Below are 19063 nucleotides of genomic sequence, written 5' to 3' on the forward strand. Positions count from 1 at the left end.
GATTGCTTCGTACCTCGCAATGACGTGGGGAATAGCATTCTACATGAAAAAAAACCTACTATTAGCCATACTCTCGGGCCTGCTTTTATGGATTGGCTGGCCGCCAACCCGATACACCACTTTTTTATTGTTCATTGGCTTGGTCCCCATGCTGCTCGCTATCGAAAACATTGTTAAAGACGATAAAGCTAAAAAAGGCAGACGGGTATTTAACACAAGCTTCATCGGATTCTTGATCTGGAATACGCTTAGTGTTTATTGGGTTTATAACGCCCTTAAATCAATTGGCGAGGTTGTAGCTATACCTATCACGCTGATCCCTTATTCGCTCGGGCCTTTGTTAATGGCTACAGCGTTTTGGTTGTATTACAGACTGAGGTTGGTTGCCCCGCGCTGGTTGGCGTTGATAGGCCTGGTTTGTTTTTGGGTGGGATATGAATACCTGCATCAAAGCTGGGATTTGAATTTTCCGTGGATGACCCTTGGTAATGGGCTGGCGGTAGCACATTCATGGATACAGTGGTATGAATATACCGGCGTTTATGGTGGCACTTTGTGGATCTGGGCTGTTAATATCCTGGTGTTTTTGATCTATACCGGCCTCCGCGAAGCGCAAAATAAACGTACCCGCATGTCGCTTATTGGCGCGGCGGTAGTAACTTTCCTTGCGCCGCTTGGTTATTCATTATCGGTTTATAGCAATTATGTTGAGGAGCAGAACCCATCAAATGTGGTGGTGGCCCAACCCAATATCGATCCGTATGAAAAGGAGGGGAGTATCCCTACCAATTTACAGGTTGATATCCTGATCCACCTTTCGAGGCAAATTGCCCAGCCAAATACAGAGTATTTTATCTGGCCTGAAACGGCTATTTCATCTTATATAAACGAAGACCAACTGCACAGCGACAATTTTATTAGCCAGTCGAGGTTCTTTTTACGCAACTATAAAAACGCCAACCTGATAACCGGGGCCGAAACCTTTAAAATGTATAATACAAGGGCTACTGAAACTGCTAAACCATTCCCTGAAGGCGGCTTTTACGATAGCTATAATACCGCGTTAAGTATTGAAAATGGGGATAAGATGCAAACCTACCATAAATCGCGCCTGGTACCGGGAGCGGAGTCACTTCCGTTTGGCAATGCTTTATCATTTATGAAGCCGGTTTTTGAACATTTGGGAGGTGCCACAGGCACTTATGCGCCCGATAAAGATGCAGGCGTATTTTATTCGCAAAGCGGCATTGGGGTTGCGCCTTCTATCTGCTTCGAATCTATCTGGGGCGGTTATGTTGCGCGTTCGGTTAAAAAAGGTGCGCAATTCATAGCTATTATTACCAATGATGGCTGGTGGGAAAATACGTCGGGTAAAGATCAACACTTGGATTATGCCAAACTCCGCGCTATCGAAACCCGCCGCTGGGTATGCCGCTCGGCCAATACCGGGATCTCGGCGTTCATTAACCAGCGAGGCGATATTGTTAAACACACTCAATGGTGGACAAGGACAGCTATTAAACAAGATATTAACCTGAACAGTGAAATCACTTTCTACGTTCAGCATGGCGATTATATCCCACAGGCAGGCAGTGTGCTTGCGGGAGTGGGGATGTTATTTTTATTGGTAATGCGATTGAGGAAGAAGCAGGTGTTAACCGCTTAAAAAGTATTAATCGAGCACCGAAAGGGTAGTTTGGATTATATCATCAAAAAAGGCCTTTTCTTTAATTGTTTTGGCTGATACCTGTAAACCCTTAATGGTGTTGGAAATAAAGCGGGCAAGCGCGCGGGCGTCCTGGCCAAGGGTGATCTCGCCGCTTTCCTGTCCGTTTTTGATGGCGTAATGAAACGCGTTTTCCATCAGCTGCACGCTTTTGCAAATTATTTCTTTTACATTGTCATCGTGCGACGCCGCTTCGATTTCGGCATTTACCATGAAGCATCCCTTTTGCTGATCGTCTTTTATCAGATCCTCAACCGTTAGTTCGAGCAGTTTTTTGATGGCCGCTTTGGCGCTGCCGTTGGTTTTAATGATATTGCAAACCTGCTCGTCGGCTTTTTTCTGGTAGCTTTCAAGGGCTTTGATGTAAAGTGTATGCTTATCGGTAAAGGTATCATACATGCTCGATCGGCTAATGCCGAGGCCGTCTACCAGATCTTGCATAGAGGTGCCATTGTATCCTTTATTCCAAAAAATACAGATCGCTTTACCCAGTACCTCTTCCTCATCAAAATCCTTGCTTCGTGCCATAAATAAAAAAGCCTTGCCTGTTTTAAAAGGCAAAGCTATTCATTTTTAGTTAATTGTTTAAACGTGAAGCTTAGCTTACCTTATACCGCCGCTGGCAATAATGATCTCGCCGGTTAACCAACGCGAATCATCTGAGGCCAGGAACACAGCAACAGGTGCAATGTCATCAGGTTGACCGATACGGCCAAGTGGCGTAGTTGCTTCCATATTTGTCTGGAAATCGCTGCCAATAAAACCTGCGGTATGGGTACCTTCGGTTTCAACCATGCCTGGGTTAATAGCGTTTACACGGATCTTTTTAGGGCCAAGCTCTTTTGATAATACTTGTGTAATAGAATCAACCGCGCCTTTTGTGCCTGTGTAGATAGCACTTTGTGGAGGAGTGATACGAGTAACAGTTGAGCTGATGTTAATGATGCTGCCGCCTTTGTCGCCAAAGCTGGCCACAGCGCCTTTAGTTGCCAACAATAAACCAAGTACGTTTACATTAAACTGGCGGTGAAATTCTTCTTCGGTTACAGCTTCTATCGGGGTAAATTGATAGATACCTGCATTATTTACCAGGATATCTGCAGAGCCAAAAGCGCTGTGTGTTTCTGCAAAAATACGATCTACATCGGCGCTTTTTGATACGTCGCCCTGCACAGCGATCGCTTTACCGCCATTGCCGGTAATATCTGCTACTACTTTATCTGCACCGGTTTTATCCGAAGAGTAATTTACTACTACCGAAGCGCCTTCGGTGGCTAATCCTCTTGCTATTTCCGCACCTATACCTTTTGATGCCCCTGTTACAACCGCTACCTTGTTTTCTAACTTTTTCATTTTTTTCAGATGTTTTGTTTTGTATTTTGGAATGTTTGTTCCGCAAAGGTAATGTCAAATTGGAATAGTCGTTCCGGAAATAAATTTTATTAGTTAGGGATGACAAACAGAGAGGGGAGAAGAGAGGCAAGAGTTTAAGAATCAAGAGGCAGGATAGGAAATGACAAGATTTAGTGCAGCGACAATAAAGAAACAGAATAGAAGCAAGTTCATAAAATACATGTCATTGCGAGGTACGAAGCAATCGCATACTGTACAGGGAGGCTATGCTTCCGTGCAATTGCTTCGTACCTACCCATGACAAGTTTAAATTGGGTGTCATGCTGAGCCTGTCGAAGCATGGTGGGTAGGGCCTCTGCGCACGACTCTTCGACAAGCTCAGAGTGACAGGCCTGCCCGCAAATGTCATATCTCCTTCAGATGCCTCGGCTTTTACTTACTCGCAATGACATGAGGTGATTTTCAAAAACTGCGTAAGTTTGGATTCTATAATTTGTTATGGAGCATATGTGAAGGTGTACTGGCTACGGATTTTACTCTTCAGTAGCCATCGCATTCCTCTTCAGTACAAAATCGAGCAGGTCATGAATAGGCTGCTTAATGATCTTGCCGGTTTTAACGCCATGTAAGCTACACAAAGAGGTAAGCTCATCGGCAAAAGAGTAAGCTATAGAGCCTACAAAGTGACATTTGTATTTATGGTATTCGGGGTACGATTTAATATTGCTTTCAATAAATTCCACCAGGCCCTCTACCAGCATGGAGTGGCCATATTCGGTTTCTTTGATCTCGCTTACAAACTTGCTGAACGATGCCAGATAGGTATTGGCATTGGGTTTTTGATATACGTTTTTTATAACGATCTCTTTATTGAGGTGATAAGCCTGATTAAATTTGAGGCTGATATCGTGCGGCATATTCCCGTACAAAAAATCGGTGATGAGTTTTTTGCCAAACCAAGTGCCTGACCCTTCATCGCCCAAAACAAAACCCAAGCCATGCTGGCCATCATAAATGCTCTCGCCATCAAAAAACGAGATATTACTGCCTGTGCCCATTACACAGCAAATGCCTTTCTCATGCCCGCAGGTGGCATAAGCGCAGCCTAAAAGATCACTATCTACACTGATATAGGATTTCGGGAAATGCTGACTAAGCGCATTAGATACGATCTCGTGCCTGTCCGGACTGCTGCAGCCCGCGCCAAAAAAATAGATCTCTGAAATTTCTGAAGCAAAGGCCACCATTTCGGGAGCCTGATCAAACACTACGCGTGCTATTTCTTTTTCTGTTAAAAAGTAGGGGTTTAATCCGGTGGTAAGGAACGAACGTGTTTCCTGGTCTGAAACGGTGAGCAGCCAGTCGGTTTTTGACGACCCGCTATCTGCAACTAAGATCATATAGAAATTTCTTCAAGCGCTTTATTGGTAAGTGGCTTATGGATAAACTGCGTGATATGCTTATTATCGGCCGATGTCCTGATATCTGTCGGATCGAGCGACGATGATAACATATAAATCTTGATGCCTTTTTTAGCGATATCCAAACCGTCGTACTCATGCAAAAATTCAAATCCGTCCATCACCGGCATCCTGATATCTAAAAAGATCACATCTGGATTAACAGAGCCATCTTTTAATGATTGAATAGCTTCTGTTGATGACTGGCGTACAATGATTTTTTCGGCAAAGTTATTTGCTTCCAAAACCCTGCGCGTAACAAAGTTATCGATGTAATTATCGTCGATAAGCAAACAGGTTTTGAAAGGTACGGTCATATCTCAAAAATAGGATTTTAAACTTACTATTAAAAAATTTTTTATCAGTTGTTATCACAAACCAATTAAATGAAAATTGGTTTTGAGGCACTTACGCCAATTTAGAATAACACTTTTTAGGATTGATACGAGGATAAGGTTAATAATGTTGTGTTGGAGAAGTGCGCGGATGGATGTTTACCTCTAAAATTGATAGACATAGCGGAGATGTTTTGCTCCTCTGGAGCAAAGTAAATTAGGAGAACTTATTTTAGCTACAAAGCTGTTGCACCTCTGGTGCATTTATGTTTCATTGCAAACCCCAGAGGGGTTAAAGTTTTGTAGAAAATTTGCCTGAAATAGAAAAGAACCCCAGAGGGGTTCAACTGAAGCGATAGATAGTCGAAGCGAAGTAATAGACCTCATAAATTAAGTCTTAAGTGGAAACCAGAACGCCGTTTCTGCTAAGCAAAAACGGCGTTCTGATCCATTATCAAATAAGGTACTTTATTGTATATTAATACTATTAGTTATCTGCTTCAACATAACCTCGGCTTGTTTACTTTGATACTGCGCGGCAAAAAATTTCGATTGCGCGTCGAGGTAATTCCGTTGCGCTTCCCTAACTTCTAATGGGGTGATATTACCCAGTTTATACTTATCTAAAGTAATATCAAGGTTACGCTTGTTCAGGTTCACGTTTGATTCTTCGAGCTTAACCAAATCAAGACCGGATAAATAAGCCACAAAAAGATTGTTGATCTGCGCCTCTACATTCAGTTTGGTTTGCTTGGCTGTGATGCCGGCATTATCTATCAGGATCTTTGCGTTTTTTTCACGACGATTTTGGTTAAAGCCATCAAATATGTTGATCGTAGCCGTTAAGCCATAGTTAAAGCCATGCGCGTTTTGCGATATGGTAAAGCCCGCGGGTGTTTTACTATTGGTAAACACATAGCCCGATGTTAAGCCCACCTGAGGGTAACGTGTAGCCCGCACCTGTTTCAAGTTAATTTCGGCCAGGCGTTGGTTTATTTGTGCTGATAGTATGGCTGGGTTTTGCAATTGCGCGTTGTTGATCACATCGGCCAAAGCCAGTTTATCATCAACTACAATAGTATCGCCCACCGAAAAGTCCGTTTGCAAATCGCGGATCAATAGTTGGTTGAGCTGAATTTTGGCTGTTTTAAACTGTTGATACTGGATAACCAGGTTACCTGTATCGGTATTGAGGTTAACCTGCGCGTTTAACACCTCAAGGCGAGAGGCGCGGCCTACGTTAAATTTATCGGTAGCTATGCGCAATTGGGTGCGTGAGATGGCTATGGCCCCCTTTAGCGCTTTAACCTGCTCGTTTTGGCTTATCAGGCTGTAATAGGTATCAATAACATTGGCCACAGTACTTTGGATCGTGTCTTGCAAGCGTAGTGTGCCGAGCTTATCCAATTGTTTAAGCTGATCATAGTTGGCAAACATCGCGAAGCCATCAAAAATTGTCCAGTTAAGGTTTGCGCCGTAGCTATTGTTTGAGTTATGGGCGTTGATATTATTGAACTTACCGGTATTAAGTGTTTGCTTGGTTGATTGCTGGCTGTTATTATCGGTAAAGTTGCCATTTAGCTGTGGCAAAAAGCCCGCGTTACCCAGCGTAACATTGTTTGCCGATATAGTCGAGTTGTTTTTAGACAACTTGATGTTATAGTTATTGTTGAGGGCTATTTCCACCGCATCTTTAAGCGTAAGCAGTGGGGCCTGCGGCTGCTGGGCTTTCGCGATGGTTATGGCCATCGCGAAAGAGAATACCAGGCAAGCTATTTTCTTGATCATCATATTTAATTACAGGTTTTCGATCAGTTTAGGTTCTTCATGATTGTGAACATGTGGAAGGCGGGCAGCTTCGGCCATTTCGGCTTCGGCGGCCATATCTTCCGGATCATGGTCGTGGTCTTTACGGGTTTTGGCGGCCATCAGCATATACATCATCGGGATAATGTAAAGCGTTAGCACCAGCGAGAACAACATCCCGCCCATAATAACAATACCCAATGATACACGGCTTTTTGCACCTGCACCCAAGGCGAAGGCGATAGGCACGGCACCCAACACCACAGCCAAACTGGTCATAAGGATTGGGCGAAGACGCGCAGTAGCAGCCTCAATAACTGCCTCGTATTTGGCAACGCCCTGTTCCATCCGCTGGTTCGCAAATTCCACGATCAGAATCCCGTTTTTGGTTACCAGGCCAACAAGGGTGATGATCCCGATCTCACTGAAAATATTAAGCGTTTGGTTGAACAGCCACAATGAAAGGAACGCACCCGAAATTGCCAGCGGCACGGTAAGCATTACGATGAATGGATCGATAAAGCTTTCGAACTGTGCTGCAAGTACCAGGTAAATAAGTAATAGCGCGAAGCCAAATGCGAACAAGATGTTTGACGAACCTTCGGCGTAATCCCTTGATGGGCCGCTTAGCGCGGTACTGAAAGTATCATCCAATAGGCCTTTCGATATTCTGTCCATCTCCTTAATACCATCACCAACAGTATAACCCGGCGCTAAACCTGCAGATACCGTGGCCGATTTATAACGGTTAAAGTGGTAAATAGCCGGTGGCGTAGCACCTTCGGTAGTTTTAACCACGTTATCCAGCTGTACTAAATTGCCTTTTGAACTGCGTACATAAACGGATTTTAGATCAAGCGGCTGATCGCGGTTGGCACGATCAACCTGCGCTATTACCTGGTATTGTTTACCGTTGATGAGGAAGTAATCCAAACGGCCGGCACTATAGTATAACTGTAAGGTTTGAGCTATATCATCAACCGAAACACCCAGATCGCGGGCACGCTCGCGGTCGGTCACTACACGTAACTCAGGCTTGGTGAATTTCAGGTTAACGTCGGTTCCTGAAAAAACAGGGCTTTTTGACACCTCTGCGAAGAACGTAGGCAGCACCTTACGGATCTTTTCAAAATCCTGGTTCTGAATAACATACTGCACCGGTAACGAAGTTTTTGAACCCGAACCGCCGCCGCTGATGGTTTGTTCCTGCACTACAATAGCGCGGGCATCGGGCATTTTACGTAGTTTTTTGTTGAGCCAGTCGGCAAGTTCCTGTTGGGTACGAGGCCGCTCGTCTGGTGCAACCAAACCAACCCTGCCAAAGCCTGAGTTTGACGCGCCGCCACCGCCGAAAGACGGCGAAACGATCTCGAGGTTTACATTGGCTTCGGGGATAGAATCCTCAACCAGTTTAGAAACCTTATCCATGTAGTTGGTCATGTACTCGTATGTAGCGCCTTCCGATCCGGTTACGCTGTAACGCAGCAAGCTACGGTCGTCAAGTGGTGCAAGCTCAGATGGGATCACGTTGATCAGTACGCCGATAATAACTATTGATGCTCCGAGTATTACAAAAGATACCCATTTGCGTTTCATGAATTTTACCAATGATTCATGGTACGATTTGATCATGTTAACGAAGAAGGGTTCTGTCCTTTCGTAAAATTTCGATTTCTTTTGGTTTTTGCGGATCAGTTTCACGTTCAGCATCGGCGTTAGCGATAGCGATACGAATGCCGAGATCAATACCGAACCGGCAACCACCACCGCGAACTCACGGAACAATCGACCGGTAAAGCCCTGTAAAAACACGATAGGTAAGAACACCGCCGCCAGCGTAACCGAAGTGGAAACAACCGCGAAAAAGATCTCGGCCGAACCTTCAAATGCTGCCTTACGGATTGCCATACCAGCCTCTACCTTTTTGTAGATGTTTTCCGTTACCACAATACCGTCATCCACCACCAGGCCCGTTGCCAGTACAATGCCCAGCAGGGTTAGGATATTGATGGAGAACCCGAAAATGTACATGATAAAGAATGCCCCGATCAATGATACCGGGATATCTATCAGCGGGCGGAAAGCGATCAGCCAATCGCGGAAAAAGAGGTAAATAATAATTACCACCAGTACGAAGGCTACGATCAGCGTTTCCTGCACTTCGGAAATGGACTGATTAATGAACCTCGTATTATCCAAAGCTACCTTTACCGAAATATCGGGCGGAAGGTCTTTTTTGATCTGCTCCAAACGGGTGTAAAAATCTTTAGCTATCTGTACGTAGTTTGCACCCGGCTGAGGCACAAGTGCCAAAGCCACCATCGGCACGCCCGATTCTTTAAAAATGGTTTCCTCGTTGGCCGAGCCTAAAACAGCATAACCAACATCACGCAGGCGGATAACGCGGTTGCTATCCGTACGGAGAATGAGGTTATTAAAATCCTGCTCGGTAGCCAGTTTACCCAAGGCCCTGATGGTAACCTCGGTATTATTACCTTCAATTTTACCTGCCGGAAGTTCCACGTTCTCCTTTGCCAAAGCCGCGCCGATATCTGTAGCGGTAAGGCCTTGAGCTGAGAGTTTGGTAGGATCGATCCATAAGCGCATGGCGTACTGACGCTGGCCCTGTACGTTAATGGTACTTACGCCGGGGATGGTTTGCAGACCTTCCAGTAACACGTTTTCGGCATAATCATCCAACTGGGTAATGTTACGGGTGTTACTGCTTACGGTAAGGGTGATTATCTGATCGGCGCTGGCATCGGCCTTGGTTACTACCGGCGGGGCGTTAATATCCTGTGGTAGCTGGCGTTGGGCCTGGCTCACTTTGTCGCGCACGTCGTTGGCGGCAGTTTCCAAATCGGCATCCAGGTCAAACTCAACGGTAATGTTGCTCGAACCTACCGAACTGGTTGAGGAAATGTTACGGATACCCGGTACGCCGTTAATGGATTTCTCCAACGGTTCGGTGATCTGCGATTCGATTACATCGGCATTAGCACCGGAGTAACTGGTAGATACCGAAATAATAGGCGGATCTACCGAGGGGAAATCCCGCACCCCTAAAAATTTATAGCCGATAATACCGAACACAACAATAACTACTGACATTACTGTTGCCAATACCGGCCGTTTAATACTTACTGAGGATAAACTCATATCGGTTTTATTTAATAACTTTTAAAATTTTCAATGGCACTTTTGGTCGCATCTGGATCAGGCCCGATACCACTACGCTGTCGCCGGCATTCAAGCCGTCAATAACCTGGATCTTGGTGTCGGTACGCATATCGGTTTTAACCGGTTTTGATACCGCGATGCCATTTTTGTAGATCCATACAATGCTGCTTTTCAAATCGGGAATAACGGCCTGTGTTGGTAGTAGGATAGTTTTCGGGATCTGATCTAAAGTCAAATTGATCTTGGCGAAGCTGCCTGCGGTAAGTAAACCTTTAGGGTTTGGAGCTTTAGCGCGCACGGTAATGGTACGTGAAGCTGCATCGATAGATGGATCGATAGCATAAACGGTACCCTCAAATTTCTCTCTCGAACTTTCGGTACCAAACCTGATCTTGCTGCCGATGGTTAAGATAGAAAGATAACGCTCTGGCACAGCGAAAGTAACTTTGGCCGGATCGATGTTCACCAGATCGGCAATAGGTGCTGATGGTGAAAGGTAGCTACCCGGGCTTACGTTACGTAAACCGATAGTGCCCGAAAACGGCGCGCGAATTTCGGTACGGGCAATCTGGGCCTTGATAACATCGGCAGCAGCCTTTAACGAGTTTAAGCCGGTTAATGATGTATCATACTCTTCCTGGCTGATGGCCTCTTTTTGCAGTAGTTGCCTGTTCCGGTTTTCCTGCTGACGGGCCAAGGCTACCTGGTATTGGTTTTGTTGCAACGAAGCTTCCAGATCTGAATTGTAAACTTTAACCAGCAGTTGGCCTTTTGTTACCTTGCTGCCCTCGTTAAAGTAAATATTGGTGATGTTGCCGGCAGTTTGGCTCACCAGGCTTACCTTTTCGTTGGCGTCGATATTGCCGGTAATGTCAATAACGTTGCGTACGGCGGTATCTTTAACAATCATTACGTTAACGCCTACCGGGCCGCCACCTTTATTTTTACCCCCCTTACCCGAAGCCATAGCGGCAGCGGATTTTTTTGCCCCCTCGCTAAAAAATTTATTGTAAACTAAATAAGCAACCAGCAAAGCCAGCGCCGTGTAAATGATATACTTTGTTTTCATACTGTGTTTTAATCCGTGTGTGGTTTAGCTTGTAGGGTTGTTGTTTGGGTTGATATTAATGGTTTTAAATTGTTGTGCATGCGGGTAAGTACGCTTTCAAACACTTTCATGTCGGCCTCCGAGATGCCTTCGGTGCTATCGGCGTTAATGTGTTCAAACGTTTCGACAATTTGGGGGACGGCTACTTTTGCTTTATCGGTAACGCGAAGCAGTTGCTGTCGCCTGTCGTTAGGGTTGTTTTCGCGATACACGAAACCCTTTGCGGTAAGCAGGTTAATGATGCTTACCATGGCCGATTTATCTTTGCCCAGTATCTGCGCCAGCGCGTTTTGGGTAAGCTGACCGTCCTGAAAATAAATGAGCGATAATATGTAATGATACCGCGAAACATCCAGCTGCTCGGTATGTTTAACCAATACGTTCAGGTACAATTTACCCAGGCGTATCAGCTTGCGCGAAATAGGTTCAATCAGTTCCATTTTTGAAAATCAGCTGTAAAACTAACAGCCCAATGTTAAGAATGGTTACATGTATCAACCATTTTACAACGTCACATAAACGCTACGAAACGCACATACTTAACTGATTATATAATTTTTATAAATTGCGGCCATGAAACTGACCAACCTACGCACGTTAATTTTACTGACGATTTTTATTATGAGTACTACCATCAGCGAGGCCGCCGCCAATGCCACTATCAGCTATAATGTTTCGTTTCCTGAAGCCCAGGCGCATTATGCCGATATTGAGATGCATATAACCGGCCTCAAACAAAACACCCTCGAACTGAAAATGCCGGTATGGACACCGGGTTCATATCTGGTTAGAGAGTTTGCAAAAAACATCGAATTATTCAGCGCCGAGGCCAATGGAAAAGCCATCGCATCGCCCAAGATCAATAAGAATACCTGGCAAATTGTTACAAAAGGAATTTCGGCCGTAACGGTAAAATACCGTGTTTACGCTTTCGAACTTTCTGTACGCACCAGCTTTGTTGACGCTTCGCATGGCTTCCTTTCAACCACCGGTATCTTTGTTTACCCGGCCAATATGCTGCACTCGCCTGCAAACATCCATATCACCCCGTATAAAAACTGGGACAAAGTTTCAACCAGTTTAGAGATGGTGAATAATGATCCGTTCACCCGCCACTCGCCAAACTTCGATATCCTGTTCGATTCGCCTATTGAAGTAGGTAACCAGGATGTTTTCGGGTTCGACGCTTCGGGGGTACATTATGAAGTTTGCATGTACGGTGGTGGCAACTACGATAAAGAAAAACTGAGTGCCGATCTGCATAAAATTGTAGACCAGGAAGTAGCCGTATTTGGCGAAAACCCTAACAAACACTATGTATTCATTGTTCATAACCGTCAGCGTAATGGGGGAGGCCTTGAGCATTTAAGCTCGACAGTTTTAGGCGCATCGCGCGATAACTATGCTAACGATAAAGGCTACCAAAGCTTTTTAAGCCTGGCCGCTCACGAACATTTCCACCTTTGGAATGTAAAACGTTTGCGCCCAATTGTATTAGGTCCGTTTGATTATGATACCGAAAACTACACCACCAACCTGTGGATAGCCGAAGGTTTTACTGAGTACTATCAAGGCATAGTAGTGCGCCGCACGCAATTGTTCCCGGTTGAGAATTATTTTGATGCCTTGGAATCGGAGTTCAACACCCTTGAGAACCTGCCGGGGCGAAATGTACAAACTGTAGCCGAATCAAGCTTCGATGCCTGGATCAAAGCCTATCGCCCTAACGAAAACTCGAATAATACTACCATATCGTACTACAACAAAGGTGCTATTATCGGCATGATGCTGGACCTGGAGATCATTAACGATAGCAAGGGCAAATACAAGCTGGACGATGCCATGAAATACATGTACACCCAGTATTACAAAACCTTGAAACGCGGCTACACCGATGCCGAGTTTAAAGCCGGCTTTGAAAAATTCGCGGGTAAAAAACTGGATGATTTCTACGCCAAATACATCAACGGTTTAACCCCGGTTGATTATAACAAATACTTAGGCTACGCAGGCTATAAAATTGTTGACGAGCTGGCCGATAAAAACGATGCTACTTTAGGTATAACAACCGGCACAACTGCATCTAAAAAGATCATCGTAACCAGCGTGCAACGCGGTACTGCAGGTTACATCGACGGTATTAACGTTAATGATGAGATCACCGCTATCGACGGTACGCCAGCTACTGATGCTGCCAACCTCATCGCCGGTAAAAACCCAGGAGATAAGATCCAGGTGACCGTAACCCGCGATGGGCAGGCTATTATTTTACCTGTTACCCTGTTGAAAAGCACACGTGTTAAATATAATATTGTAAGTGTTGATAGCCCGAGCGAGCAGCAGTTGGCTGTGAGGAAGAAATGGTTGAGCTTGTAAGAGGTTTAGCTTATATACTGAGAAAAGGCCGACGGTGACGTTGGCCTTTTTTGTTGGGTGAAAATACCATTTACCCATTACTGTTTATCTATTTTAATAAGTAAATTTGTATATGGAAACATTTGTTGTACATCCTGAGAACAAAGAACAATCGGCTGCGATAAAAGCTTTTTTAAAGGCGCTTAAAATCAATTTTGAGAAGCATGAAAAAGGCAACTACAATCCAGAGTTTGTAGAGCAGGTGTTAGCGGGTGAAGCGGCGCGTAAAGCAGGTAAAAAAGGCGTTAGGGTAAACTCAGATGACCTGTGGAAATAGACCTGTACGAAAAGGCTATTAAAGATTTTGAATACTGGAAAAAATCCGGCAATAAAATCATTCAGAAAAAGATCGCTCAATTATTTAATGATATGAAAGCCCATCCCTTTGAGGGGATAGGGAAACCTGAGCAGCTTAAATATCAGCTTACCGGTAAATGGTCGAGACGGATTAACTCCGAGCACCGGATAATTTATGATGTAGTCGACAATACAATTAATATTTACTCCTTGCGAGGACATTACGAATAGATTTTTCATAATGCTTTGTTTACAATGTTTGGTGTTGTCTAAAACAAATTAATCCCCACGCTCCATCCAATCCATCCCGTCCAATTGCGGTTCCCTTCAATAAACGAATGATGCAGATCGCGTACATAAGCATATCCATCAACACGAGAACGCTGATCTGAATACAGGAAATTTAAAGATGGCCCGGCAGATATAGAAAACATCTTAGCCACTTTAAAAGTAAGATCCAGATCAAATTTGCTAAGCTGATTGGTTTTAAGCCAGGTGCCTTGGTACAGATAACTCGAACCTAACTCTGTATTGATAGCCAGTTTTCGACCTAACCCAAACTCCCGGCCAAAGCCTAAGCCGAACGAGTAGAGTTTGCTATTATCATCAAATCGCATTCCGCCTTGCCATATAGTGTACAGCTTATTGTTGCCGTTTTTAAAAGCGAGGTTGAGGTTTTGTGTTTCGTTGGTGGAGATCACCAGTTTATGATAGCCGCTGTTGATGATATTGAGTAGCCCGATACTGAAGCCGGACGAGGTATCTGCAATATTAACCAAACCTATCTGCACCCCAGTAAGATGCTTGGCATAGTTAAAAAGCCCGGCTGCCTGCACACCGCTAAACTTCTTGCTGGCTACGTTGCCTAAAGCGGCCAGTTGTAAAGCATCCGAATTTTTGCCGGCAATATTGCCGATCGCCCCAATCTGTAGCCCTCTTACTGATCCGCGGGTATGGTTGTATAAGCCCGAAAGCTGGATGCCATTCATATCCTGTTTTACGCTATTATGCAGCAGCGATAATTGTATCCCGCTTACATTCCCCAGCACGTTATTGTATAAGCCACCTAATTGCAAACCATTTACCGAACCGCCAACTACATTAAAGATCCCGGCTATCTGTACCGCACCAACGTCGCCTTTATCCAGGTTAAAGATCAGGCCCATTTCGAAGCCATCTACACCGGCATTGTATCCGCCAACGGCATTAAGCGAAACTACGTTTACCACCTGTCCGCCGAAATCGCCGTGGGTACTTACGCCCGGAATGGCCGAGGCCTGGAAGGGGGCCTGCGCTATCAATCCGCGCAGGTTGGCGGCTTCTACCTGTTGCTTGGTGGAGAGGAACAGTTTGCCTAAAGCAGTTTTTTCCACGCCCGAATAATCATCGCTCAGGATATAGCCTAACAGGCTTTTCTTTTTAATGGTGGTATCAGTGCTTGTAACCTGCACATCGGCCAAAAAAGTGATGGTGGTATCTTTATAAAATTCCTTGCTGATGGTAATGGTAACCGGTCGGCCCTGGTTGTGGAGGTTCAGTTCGAAGCGGCCATCCTTATCTGTTAATACCGATTGCAATTCTTCGTGTGAGTACACGCTGGCATTGAGTAGCTTTTTACCTGTTTCATCGTCGGTTACGGTGCCGCTTATGATGTAGCTGTCTCCCTGGGTTGCGGCTTTGTCTGTTACTATATTGAGTTGCAGTGGGGCGTACCGCAATATTACAAAGTTTTTGGCTTCATGGTATTCAAAGCGGTAGCTGAGCATATGGTCGAGCACTTCTTTTATCGTCCAGTTATCGGCATTAACGGTAACCAGGCTGTCAGTTTTTACGATGTTACTGTTGTACGAAAAGTAGAAGTTGCCTTTTTCTTCGATGGTTTTGAGTACCGTGCCCAGGCGCATTTGAGTTACATGAACGGATATGTTTTTGGAGAGGATGGAATTGGCATGCGCGCGGTTGGTTAGGCTGCTGAGGAGGAGTAGGGCAATTGCCAAAGTTTTAAAAAACAAAAAAAGCGAGGGCCTGTGCGATTCCCTCCTTCGGGAGGGTGTAGGGAGGGGTTTCATAAAGCGACTCGTCGACGGGCAAGGCGTAGAAACCCCTCCCTGCCACAACGCATACCCCACGCACCCCTCCCAAGGGAGGGAATGATAGGCTCGCCGGAAAATCTCGTTAGGTTTATAATTCATGTTTCATTACCTCAACACAATCCCCTTCTTGCCCTTCTCCACTTTTACCTTAAACGTTTCTTTGATCACCAGCAATATATCATCCAAAGCCTGATCTTTAAAAGCCGTAGTGATAGGCAAATTCTCAATCGCTTTATTGCCTATGCTGATATGCGCGCCGTACACCTCATTTAACGAAATCACCAGCTCATGCAGCGGAGTTTCATCACAAACCAACTCGTGCGTTACGTAATAGTTGTAAAGTTTGCCTCGGATACTTTCTTTAGCTTGTAACCCATCTTTCCCAACCACCAGCACTTTTTCGCCAGGGCTAAGGTTGATGTTTTTGCTTTTCTCACTTACGTTCACGATGCCGGTTTCCACTATAACCTGCGTTTTACCGCCGCGGCTTTTCACATTGAATGACGTGCCGACCACCCTAACCGTTACACCGTTCACTTTAATAATAAACGGTTTTGTTTTATCGGGTGATACTTTAAAAAACGCTTCACCCTCCATCGTAACCGGGCGAATTTTCCCGCTAAACTTTTCGGGATAGATCAAGGTGCTATGACTATTCAGCGTAACCTGCGAACCATCGGGCAGGGCGGCCACACGGGTTTTATCGTGACTATCTATTTTTATAACCGCGATACTTCCGTTTTCATAATAACGACTTACCGTTAACCAGGCAACAGTACAAATCAACAATACCGAAGCCGCCAAGCCCACCCAATATCGCGGCTTCATCTTACGCACTTTAGCAATGGGGGCCGCCTCCTTATTTAGTCGGTTTTGCAATCGGATAAAAGCCGCATCCTCATCAACATTGCGGGTGCCGACGATCTGCTGACTTTCGTCCCAGATCAGCTTGAAATTTTCGTACTCCTGTTGGTTGGCCTTATCGGCCGCAAGCCAGTTTTGTATCGCTTCGACCTCGGCGGGCGTAGCTTCGCCAACAAGGTATTTCACCAGCAAATCATCATTTATGGGCATACCGGTATAGCTCATACAAACCAATCAATTAATAACAATAAAATTATGGGTAAAAATTCGGCCAGCTTTTGGCGCATTACCCGTAGCGCCTTGCCCATTTGGTTTTCGATGGTTTTGATCGAAAGACCCATCTGATCGGCAATTTGCTGGTACTTTAACTGCTCGAACCTGCTGAGCTGAAAGATAATGCGGCACTGCTCGGGCAGTTCGCTCATGGCTTTTTCAATGTGGCGCTGCAGTTCGGCAGCCATTAGCTTTTTTGAGGCCGGCTCATCGCCGCCTGTGTTTTGTTCCATCTCATCAGCATAATAAACGCCGAAGCTGGCGCGCACCTTCTGGTGTTTCAGGTAATTTAAACTTTCGTTATGCACGGCACGGTACAGGTATGCTTTGATACTGCCATCGGTTTTAAGCTGATCGCGTTTTTCCCAAACACGGCAGAAAACGTTTTGCACCACCTCTTCGGCCTGTTCATCATCCTTTAAAAAAGTGTAGGCATAGGCATGTAGACTTTTAAAGTGATCTTTAAATAGTCGCTCAAAAGCCTTTTGGCTTCCCTGTTTTATTAAAGTAATGGCCGTGCTATCGCTGTATTCCACTTTCAGGGCGTAGATGTCGGCGCTAAAGATAGCAGGTTTGGCCTTTAAAATCATAGCCCTCAAATGTTAAAAATCAGGCCAGCTGAATTTGGATGGTATAAAGCGAATGGTGAATATCAACCTTGCTGCAAACGCCGTTGGTATAGCTGTAAAAATTGTAGTTGCCATCGGGCAGATCAACCCGGTATATATGCGGACTTACCTCTTTCACCTGCAAAAACTGCTGAAAGTTATCCGAATACACCTGCGCGTTATCCTGCGGTTCGCGGCAGTATAACAACATCAGGTTAGCGTTGATCTGCTGCTGATCAACCCGGCCACATTTACCTTCGGCCACGGTTTGGTAGCCCGAAGCTATGGCCTTGGTTTGGCGGTTACACTTTTCGTTACCATTAACATTGCGGCATACCCGCGAGTTGATGAGCTTGCCATTATTAAAAGTGCTCTCTTCCTGGATATCAACCTTAACGTTGAAAATGAAGCGCATTTTCACTTCCGAGATCATTTTGAGGTACAGCTCATCGCCCTGTTGCTTACGATACAAATTGAGGTGACCAACCACCTTGCCGCTATGCAGCACATTGTACTTAACCGTTTGCTCCTGCGCCAAACTGCAGGTAGCCAGGCCAAGTAGCAAAATAAGCGCGGCCACGTGTTTTACCGGTTTGAGGATTTTTACCGTAGGGAATGTTTTGTTACGGAAAGCGGGGAGTATATATTTTTTAAATAACCAAATTATTAGTGCAGGTATCATGAGTAATCATTTTAAGGTAATTGAATAAAGTAGCAAACGCGTTTACTTTATTACAACAACTTAAAGTGTTACCCCTATGCCCGCGCATTTTTTTGTTCATTTAATTTTATTCTACTTAGTCTATCTGTATGGTGTATTTTACAAGTATAATGAAAAATTTAGTTTTTCAAGTATTTGAATAAATGAGATTAAGCCTTTTTCGTTGTTAGCTGCTTCATCGGTGTATTCAATACTTTCAAATTCATGGAAAGTATGATCGAGTTCCTTATCCCAAGTCCCGAAGTGCAGATCTGGTACTTGCCATTGGTCTACATAAAACCAGTGGTGAGATATGAGTTTGGAGCGGATCAAATCATCCAGTACCGACAGCTCTATATTTTGAGGATTGTTAAATACGATGCTATTGAAGTTTTTGTAGTTACCGGCATCGCGGTATAGGTAGTTAAATTTGATATTGGGGATATGGAAAGTTATGCCGGAAGCGTGGGGTTGTCAATCGGATATAAGTGAACTTTTAGGGTTTGAATAAACCATTGTGTACTTTCAAAAACTCCACATCCGGGAAAAACTTTTGAGGTTCTATTAGTGGCATGCCATCATAATCAATAAAGTTATGGCGGATGCTGGCTACATCTTTACTTTTCATAAAGCTTGACGATATTTTGATCTTGAAATCTTCGGTAATGGTGATTAATCCACAATCAAATGCCTTATCATGCAGCGTATTTAAAGCTAAGCCATTTTTAGGATTGAGGCGGTTGCCTTTATCCTTGCTCCACGGTAAAATATGACTGGCTACTATCAGTTCGGGTTGGGTAATGCCTGTGATGCAGCATTTATAGTTGAAATTGGTAAGCACAATT

General features: G+C 44.7%; 18 protein-coding genes. 5 read left to right on the plus strand and 13 right to left on the minus strand.

Annotation, left to right across the window (positions count from 1 at the left end; genetic code table 11):
• The first annotated feature begins 43 nt into the window (after nt 1–43).
• The gene (lnt, locus tag AAFN85_RS01050; protein WP_347525068.1) at nt 44–1666 is read left to right on the plus strand and encodes an apolipoprotein N-acyltransferase; all 1623 of its coding nucleotides are present in this window, start codon (nt 44–46) and stop codon (nt 1664–1666) included.
• Nucleotides 1667–1672: 6 nt separating this feature from the next.
• Here the strand turns inward: lnt and AAFN85_RS01055 are convergent, their stop codons facing one another.
• The 8 genes from AAFN85_RS01055 to AAFN85_RS01090 form a co-directional block, all read right to left on the minus strand.
• Nucleotides 1673–2254 (minus strand): TetR/AcrR family transcriptional regulator, encoded by a 582-nt coding sequence (locus AAFN85_RS01055; protein ID WP_347525070.1) that lies wholly within the window; start codon nt 2252–2254, stop codon nt 1673–1675.
• A 75-nt stretch (nt 2255–2329) separates the two neighbouring features.
• The gene (locus tag AAFN85_RS01060) at nt 2330–3079 is read right to left on the minus strand and encodes a glucose 1-dehydrogenase (RefSeq protein ID WP_347525072.1); all 750 of its coding nucleotides are present in this window, start codon (nt 3077–3079) and stop codon (nt 2330–2332) included.
• Nucleotides 3080–3612: 533 nt separating this feature from the next.
• Entirely contained in the window at nt 3613–4479 is an 867-nt protein-coding gene (locus AAFN85_RS01065) for an N-acetylglucosamine kinase (RefSeq protein WP_347525074.1), read from the minus strand.
• Nucleotides 4476–4856: a response regulator gene (locus tag AAFN85_RS01070; protein ID WP_347525076.1), complete on the minus strand. Its 381-nt coding sequence runs from the start codon at nt 4854–4856 to the stop codon at nt 4476–4478. Before AAFN85_RS01070 ends, AAFN85_RS01065 begins: the two co-directional genes overlap by 4 nt.
• A 486-nt stretch (nt 4857–5342) precedes the next feature.
• On the minus strand, nt 5343–6665 hold the full coding sequence (locus AAFN85_RS01075; protein ID WP_347525078.1) for a TolC family protein: 1323 nt from the start codon (nt 6663–6665) through the stop codon (nt 5343–5345).
• A gap of 6 nt (nt 6666–6671) precedes the next feature.
• Nucleotides 6672–9839: an efflux RND transporter permease subunit gene (locus AAFN85_RS01080; RefSeq protein ID WP_347525080.1), complete on the minus strand. Its 3168-nt coding sequence runs from the start codon at nt 9837–9839 to the stop codon at nt 6672–6674.
• Nucleotides 9840–9846: 7 nt separating this feature from the next.
• Nucleotides 9847–10929 carry an efflux RND transporter periplasmic adaptor subunit gene (locus tag AAFN85_RS01085; protein ID WP_347525082.1) on the minus strand — a complete coding sequence of 361 codons (1083 nt, stop codon included), beginning with the start codon at nt 10927–10929 and terminating at the stop codon, nt 9847–9849.
• Nucleotides 10930–10937: 8 nt separating this feature from the next.
• Nucleotides 10938–11408 (minus strand): MarR family transcriptional regulator, encoded by a 471-nt coding sequence (locus AAFN85_RS01090; RefSeq protein WP_347525084.1) that lies wholly within the window; start codon nt 11406–11408, stop codon nt 10938–10940.
• Nucleotides 11409–11589: 181 nt separating this feature from the next.
• On the opposite strand from AAFN85_RS01090, the gene AAFN85_RS01095 reads away from it, so the two are divergent.
• The 3 genes from AAFN85_RS01095 to AAFN85_RS01105 all read left to right on the plus strand — a co-directional run bounded on the left by AAFN85_RS01095 (nt 11590) and on the right by AAFN85_RS01105 (nt 13911).
• Nucleotides 11590–13344, plus strand: a complete 1755-nt coding sequence (locus AAFN85_RS01095; protein WP_347525086.1) for a PDZ domain-containing protein — start codon at nt 11590–11592, stop codon at nt 13342–13344.
• Nucleotides 13345–13456: 112 nt separating this feature from the next.
• On the plus strand, nt 13457–13660 hold the full coding sequence (locus tag AAFN85_RS01100) for a DUF2683 family protein (protein WP_347525088.1): 204 nt from the start codon (nt 13457–13459) through the stop codon (nt 13658–13660).
• Complete coding sequence (locus tag AAFN85_RS01105; RefSeq protein WP_347525090.1) at nt 13651–13911, plus strand: Txe/YoeB family addiction module toxin; 261 nt, start codon at nt 13651–13653, stop codon at nt 13909–13911. The genes AAFN85_RS01100 and AAFN85_RS01105 overlap by 10 nt, the downstream gene beginning before the upstream one ends.
• A 38-nt stretch (nt 13912–13949) precedes the next feature.
• On the opposite strand, the gene AAFN85_RS01110 is transcribed toward AAFN85_RS01105, so the two are convergent.
• The 4 genes from AAFN85_RS01110 to AAFN85_RS01125 all read right to left on the minus strand — a co-directional run bounded on the left by AAFN85_RS01110 (nt 13950) and on the right by AAFN85_RS01125 (nt 18200).
• Nucleotides 13950–15677, minus strand: coding sequence for a carboxypeptidase-like regulatory domain-containing protein (locus AAFN85_RS01110; protein ID WP_347525092.1), 1728 nt, complete (start codon nt 15675–15677; stop codon nt 13950–13952).
• 201 nt (nt 15678–15878) lie between these two features.
• Complete coding sequence (locus AAFN85_RS01115; protein WP_347525094.1) at nt 15879–16862, minus strand: FecR domain-containing protein; 984 nt, start codon at nt 16860–16862, stop codon at nt 15879–15881.
• Nucleotides 16859–17500: an RNA polymerase sigma-70 factor gene (locus AAFN85_RS01120; RefSeq protein ID WP_347525096.1), complete on the minus strand. Its 642-nt coding sequence runs from the start codon at nt 17498–17500 to the stop codon at nt 16859–16861. Before AAFN85_RS01120 ends, AAFN85_RS01115 begins: the two co-directional genes overlap by 4 nt.
• Nucleotides 17501–17519: 19 nt before the next feature.
• Complete coding sequence (locus AAFN85_RS01125) at nt 17520–18200, minus strand: DUF6134 family protein (protein WP_347525098.1); 681 nt, start codon at nt 18198–18200, stop codon at nt 17520–17522.
• 243 nt (nt 18201–18443) lie between these two features.
• On the opposite strand from AAFN85_RS01125, the gene AAFN85_RS01130 reads away from it, so the two are divergent.
• Entirely contained in the window at nt 18444–18638 is a 195-nt protein-coding gene (locus tag AAFN85_RS01130; RefSeq protein ID WP_347525100.1) for a hypothetical protein, read from the plus strand.
• Between the two features lie 76 nt (nt 18639–18714).
• Here AAFN85_RS01130 and AAFN85_RS01135 read toward each other — a convergent pair whose 3' ends face one another.
• Nucleotides 18715–19059, minus strand: coding sequence for an HNH endonuclease signature motif containing protein (locus tag AAFN85_RS01135; RefSeq protein WP_347525102.1), 345 nt, complete (start codon nt 19057–19059; stop codon nt 18715–18717).
• Between the last annotated feature and the right edge of the window lie 4 nt (nt 19060–19063).

Source organism: Mucilaginibacter sp. CAU 1740, assembly GCF_039839285.1.
Taxonomy (GTDB): domain Bacteria; phylum Bacteroidota; class Bacteroidia; order Sphingobacteriales; family Sphingobacteriaceae; genus Mucilaginibacter.